The sequence below is a fragment of the Flavobacterium frigidimaris genome (assembly GCF_002217275.1).
Lineage (GTDB): Bacteria > Bacteroidota > Bacteroidia > Flavobacteriales > Flavobacteriaceae > Flavobacterium > Flavobacterium aquidurense.
On sequence record NZ_MUGV01000064.1, the window covers coordinates 1 to 6,347 of the forward strand.

General features: G+C 34.9%; 2 protein-coding genes. Both read left to right on the plus strand.

All coding sequences use genetic code 11. The annotated features are described in order from the left end of the window. The coding region (locus B0A65_RS22955; protein WP_089069672.1) for a T9SS sorting signal type C domain-containing protein at positions 1–2,159 on the plus strand (2,159 nt) is incomplete at its 5' end. 201 nt (positions 2,160–2,360) lie between these two features. Continuing rightward, a complete protein-coding gene (locus tag B0A65_RS22960; protein WP_242670347.1) occupies positions 2,361–6,164 on the plus strand; it encodes a T9SS sorting signal type C domain-containing protein in 3,804 nt (1,267 codons plus the stop codon). The last annotated feature ends 183 nt before the right edge of the window (positions 6,165–6,347 follow it).

Sequence of the window (6,347 nt, forward strand, 5' to 3'; positions counted from 1 at the left end):
CTGTTGTAACAAGCGGATCTTGTGCTTCTGCAACTTCTTCAACAGTAACAGTAACAGTAAACCCACTTCCAACCGTAAACCCAATTACAGGAGGAGCAACATCAACTTGTGTTGGTTCATCTACTCCAGCCTTTACAAATACAACGCCTGGAGGAACATGGTCTATTGTAGATGGGACCGGTTCAGCGACTGTAAATGCAGGAGTTGTAACTGGAGTTACCGCAGGAGATGTAACGGTTGAATACACAGTTACAAGTGGAGGTTGTTCAAATACGGCTACCACTAATTTAACGATTAAACCAAATTACCCAGCACCAACGGTTGGAACACCAACACGACCATTATGTTCAACAAATGGAGCAAGTGTAACATTAGGCGGGTTACCAGCTTCAGGAAATTTATTACAAAATAACGGAACCACAGTTGTTAGTATACCTTTCTCATCAAGTACGCCTACAATTACAGGATTAGTTCCGGGAACATATCGATTTGCTTTAGATAATGGCTGTACAGCAACTTATTCAGCACCAGTTGTGGTAGTAGCAAATACTTATACAGGCGGAAGTTCATGGACATATGGTGCCCCAACTTCAGATGACTACATTGATTTTGCAAGTGGTTACACGATCGGAGCAGATGTAACGTACTGCTCTGTTACAGTAAGCAATAATGCAGTTGTAACAGTAGATGGTAAAAAAACATTAACCGTTACAAACGGCGTTCATGTTATTCCTGGAAGTCAATTAATTTTTGAGGACAGCTCAAGCTTAATGCAGGGTACTCCAAGCAAAACGATTAATACAGGAACTATTAAATATAAACGTAAAAGCACACCAATACGTCAGGCCGATTATGTGTATTGGTCAACACCAGTTGATAATATGACATTAGGAGCTGTTTCACCATTGACAGATCCTACAAAAATGTATGCTCATAATGGTTCTGGATGGCTTTATAGACCAGGAAGTACTATTATGGTTGTGGGTAAAGGTTATATTATTCGTGGCCCGGAAGGAACTTCAAATACGTTGCGAAATGATTTTGAGGCAACTTTTACAGGAACTCCTATAAATGGTGATATTACAAGTGAGGTAATGACTGGTAATAAATTTTATTTAATTGGAAATCCATATCCTTCCGCTTTATACGCTGACGAATTTATAAACAACAATGCAAATTTAACAGGAACACTCTATTTTTGGACTCACAATGTTCCAGTGGTTTTAGGTGGTGCTTATCAGTATGGATCAGATGATTACGCTGTTTATAATTTAAGCGGTGGCACAGCACCAGCAGGATCTGGAACTATTCCTGGTTCAGGAAACAACAATAATCCACCTTCTGGCTATATTGGCGCTGGGCAAGGTTTCTTTGCTGGGATTAAGACGACGGGGACTATTACTTTTAGCAATGGAATGCGAAGAGGAGGTAATCGAAATGGTCAGTTCTTTAAGCCAAGTAATGAAGCTAAAGCTGCAGATATTGAAAAGAATCGTATTTGGCTGAATATGACGAATACGGAAGGAGCTTTCAAACAATTGCTTGTGGCATATGTACAAGGAGCAAGCAATTCTTATGACGATCGATATGATGGTGAAAGTTTTGACGCTAATAAATATCTAGATTTTTATAGTATTACTGAAAATACCAAATTAGCAATTCAAGGACGTGGTTTGCCTTTTGCAGATACTGATACAGTTCCGTTAGGTTATCGTTCTGCAATTGCTGGAGATTTTACAATTTCGATCAATAATGTTGATGGTAATATGACGACTCAAAAAATTTATATTGAGGATAAGTCTACTGGTAAGATTCATGATTTAACAGAAAGCAATTATACTTTTACCACAGCAATTGGAACTTTTACAGATCGTTTGGTTTTAAGATATACTAATAAATCTTTAGGAACAGGCGACTTCGAAAATATTGAAAAAGGTATTACGATTTCTGTAAAAGATAAAGTGGTTAAAGTGGTTTCTTCAAGCGAAGCTATACAGGATGTTGCGATTTTTGATGTCGCTGGAAAATTGCTTTATACAAAAAAGAAAGCAGGAACATCAGAATTGCTGATCTCAAATCTACAATCAGGCAATCAGGTTTTATTAGTTGATATAACGCTTGAAAACGGATATAAAACAACAAGAAAAATTATTTTTTAATAAATAAAAAATAGTTTTACTGCCAAAAGCCATTTCTCAATGAGAAATGGCTTTTTTTATGGGCCTATAAATATCACTAAAAGTGGGTATTGCACACGTATAACCGAGTCTTTAAATTTCAGAAAATTCGCATATTATTAATTAATCAGATTTTTGGCTTTGATTAGAAAATTGCTTTACGCAGTCACTCTGACTGTATTTTTGGGAAATTTTGAATTTTATGGACAACAAGGAAAAGTTGATGATACTTTTAATACCCTGGATGATGGTTCAATTGGAGATGGATTTGATAATGCTGTACAGACTTTGTCCTTGCAATCTGATCAAAATCTGATAGTTGGTGGTGAATATTTAAACCTTAACGGAATTCCATCTCCTTATTTGACGCGCTTAATGCCAGATGGTACTATAGATGAAAATTTTCGTACAGGAAGTGGTTTCAATGGAAAAATTTATGCTTCATGTATACAGCCCGATGGCAAAATACTTGTAGGTGGTAGTTTTACCTCCTACAACGGGATAAGTGCAGGAAGACTCATTCGTTTAAATCCAAACGGCACTATTGATACATTATTTAATACTTCAATTGGAGCAACAACAGGAATTATCTATGATATTGCACTTCAGTCTGATGGAAAAATAATCATTTGTGGCAGTTTTACAAAATACAATAATGGCACAGCAAATTATGTAGCCCGAATTTTGACGAACGGATCATTAGATGCTTCTTTTGTAGGTTCAGGGGCATCGACTATAAAAAACGTCAAAGTTTTGAATAATGACAAAATACTACTTTCAGGAAATTTTACTGTTTTTAATGGTACACAAATCAATAGAATTCTTCGTTTAAATAATAATGGGCAAATTGATTTAACTTTTAATGTAGGAGAAGGTTTTGATAGTGAGGTCAGCGCGATGACAGTGCAGTCAGATGGCAAAATTCTTCTGGGAGGAAAATTTACCAGTTATAATGGCATCACAGCCAACAGAATTATTAGAATAATGCAAGACGGAAGTATAGACACTTCTTTTTTTACAGGCTCGGGTTTTAATTCTGGAGCTGTTTTAGCTTTTAAAACAGATTCCTTTGGAAATATAATGGTTGGAGGATCTTTTACAGGAAACTATAATGGAACCAGCGTTAATCGTGTTTGTCTATTAGACAGTTTCGGTCTTTTAAAAAATGATATTGATTTTGGATCGGGTCCGGCAACCGCTTCCGTTTTAGCATTAGAAACTGATGCAGAGGGAGCTTGGTATATTGGAGGTTCTTTTTTAATTTTTGACGGTTTAAATCAAGGAAGATTGGCTAAGATTAGTTCCGATGGTGAATATGATACAGGATATTTGGCATCTGGAATTGGGCTTGATAATTCGGTTTATAAAATTCTGCCTTTAGAAGATGGTAAATCAATGGTATTTGGCAATTTTAAAAAGTTTAATGGTGCTAGTGTTTCCAGAATTGCTAAGCTTTTGGAAGATGGTTCCTCTGATCCTGATTTTAATTTTGGGCAAGTTGGTGCTAATAATTTAATTAAAGCAGCGGTTTTACAGCCGGATGGAAAAATTGTTATAGGCGGAAATTTTACAAAGTATAATGAGACAATGATCAATCGCATAGTTAGGATTTTACCTAACGGAACAGTGGACCCATCTTTTAATGTGACTTCTGGCTGTAACAGCCAAATTTATGCAATGGCAATACAGCCTGATGAAAAAATTATTGTTGCGGGCGGTTTTACTAAATACAATGATGTAAATGCTGGCCGAATCGTACGACTTATGCCTAATGGTTTGAGAGATGCCAGTTTTAATTCTGGTGTTGGTGCAGATGCCATTATTGAAGCAATTTTACTTCAGCCTGACGGAAAAATTCTGGTTGCTGGACGATTTACTGCTTTTGATGGAATTCCTTTTCTCCGTTTAGTACGCTTAAATGCAAACGGAAGCATTGATCCTACATTTGCGATTGGAACAGGATTTAATAAATATATATATGCATTGGCATTGCAGTCTGATCAAAGAATAATTGTTGGTGGCTCTTTTACCACTTTTAATGATGCAGCCCAGAAAAGAATTTTACGATTAAATACAAACGGAAGTTTAGATGTCACATTTGATTCAGGTACTGGTTTTAGTAAAGGAGATGTGCGAAGTATTTTGGTACAGCCGGACGATCGTATTTTAGCGGGCGGAACTTTTTCAGGAAGTTATAAAACTACACCATCGCTGCGATTAATACGATTATTAAAAACAGGAAGTTTTGATACGTCTTTTGATGCTCAGCTAAACAACAAATTATTTGCAATGAGTTTTTCGTCAGATTTTAAACTCTTGATTGGAGGAGATTTTAATTCGGTTTCTGGAACTTCTAAACACAGAATTGCTAGATTGAAACTTTGTTTAGAATCAACAATCTGGAATGGAAATTCTTGGTCAAATGGTTTTCCGTCAGGCGGAAAAGAATTATTTTTTAAAGAAGATTATCCACAATTGACAACAGTTAATGTTTGCAGTTGTAGTATTGATGAGGGCAAGAAAGTTACTTTATTGAGCGGAAATACACTAGGAATTGAGTTTTCATATTCGGGCTTAGGAACTTTAATTTTAGAGGATTCAGCAAATTTATATCAATCAGATGATGATATCATCAATACAGGAATTATTCATTTGAAACGAAATTCATCACCTATTTTAAAATCAGATTATACCTATTGGTCTTCTCCTGTAGAAACTCAAAAATTGATTGATGTTTCGCCGTCCTCAAGCAAGTATTATTCTTATGATCCTGTTGTAAGGGTCTGGAATCAAGAAAGCGGAACAAATGTAATGTCACTTGGCAAGGGATATATTATTCAGGGACCAAAAGATTTCTCGGCAAATGTTCCTGCAAGTTATCAGGCAACTTTTAAAGGAATTCCGAATAATGGAAAAGTGAATGTCAATTTAAAGATTGGAAATGTGATTTTCAATTTAATAGGAAACCCTTACCCATGTACACTTGATGCTGATATTTTTTTGAGAGAAAACGAATCAAAAATAAAAGGGACCTTGTACTTCTGGACGCATAATACGCCCATTTCTAATAACAAATATTCATCTGATGATTATGCGGTTTACAATTTACTTGGTGGTGTTGGTACTCGGGGAAGTCTGGCTAATGGTGTAAACGAAAGTATTCCTGATAAGACAATAGCGTCAGGACAAGCTTTTTTTGTTGGATGCAAAAATGCGGGTATGATCGAGTTTAATGATAAGATGAGAATGCAGCAAAGAAATTCTACCTTTTTTAAACCTATTAAAAACAGTAAAAGTCAAAAAAATGAAATTGGAAAGCAAAGACTATGGCTGAACCTAACGAATGAAGAAGGGGTCTTTAAGCAAATATTAGTCGGATATATAGCTGGCGCTTCAAATTTATATGATGAGAACTATGATGCAGAATCTTTTAATGGCAATGTGTTTGCGAATTTTTATAGTCTTGCAGAAAATAAAAATTTGGTCATTCAGGGCAGAGCTTTTCCTTTCGATAAAACCGATTCTGTTCTGCTAGGGTATACAACCATGATTAGCGGAGAATTTAAGATAAGCATCGACCATATTGACAGCCAATTTTTAGATTCAAATATCTATATACTCGATAAGGAAAAAGAGATATTGTATAACTTAAAAGATGGCCCTTATAAATTTGAGACGGAGAAAGGAACTTTTGATAATAGGTTTGAATTGAAATATTTGGACAAGGAATTGAATCTTGATGAATTTAAAAATAATTCGAATGCTATTTTTATCTATGTAAAAGACAAACTTATTTGTATTGAAGCTCTACAGAAATTTATTAGAGAAGCAACTGTTTTTGATCTTACAGGAAAAATTCTTTATAAAAAAACTAAAATTGATGCGTTTAATTTTTCTATTCCGAATCTAAATTCAAGAAATCAGGTTTTACTCGTAAAAGTTACTTTAGAAAATGGTTTTTCAGTTGCTAAAAAAGTAGTTTTTTAAATAGGTTTTTTTATTAAAAAAATGATCTGTTTGTTTCTTCGCAAACAGATTTTTTTTGCACGTTTTTATACAGAATTTGAGTTGGCTAGACGTTTTTTAGTAAAATTATTGACTCAAAAATATAAGTAAGGCAAAATTCTAATTTAAATACCAGTTAGTCTGTTTTTTTTATTCAGACCACTA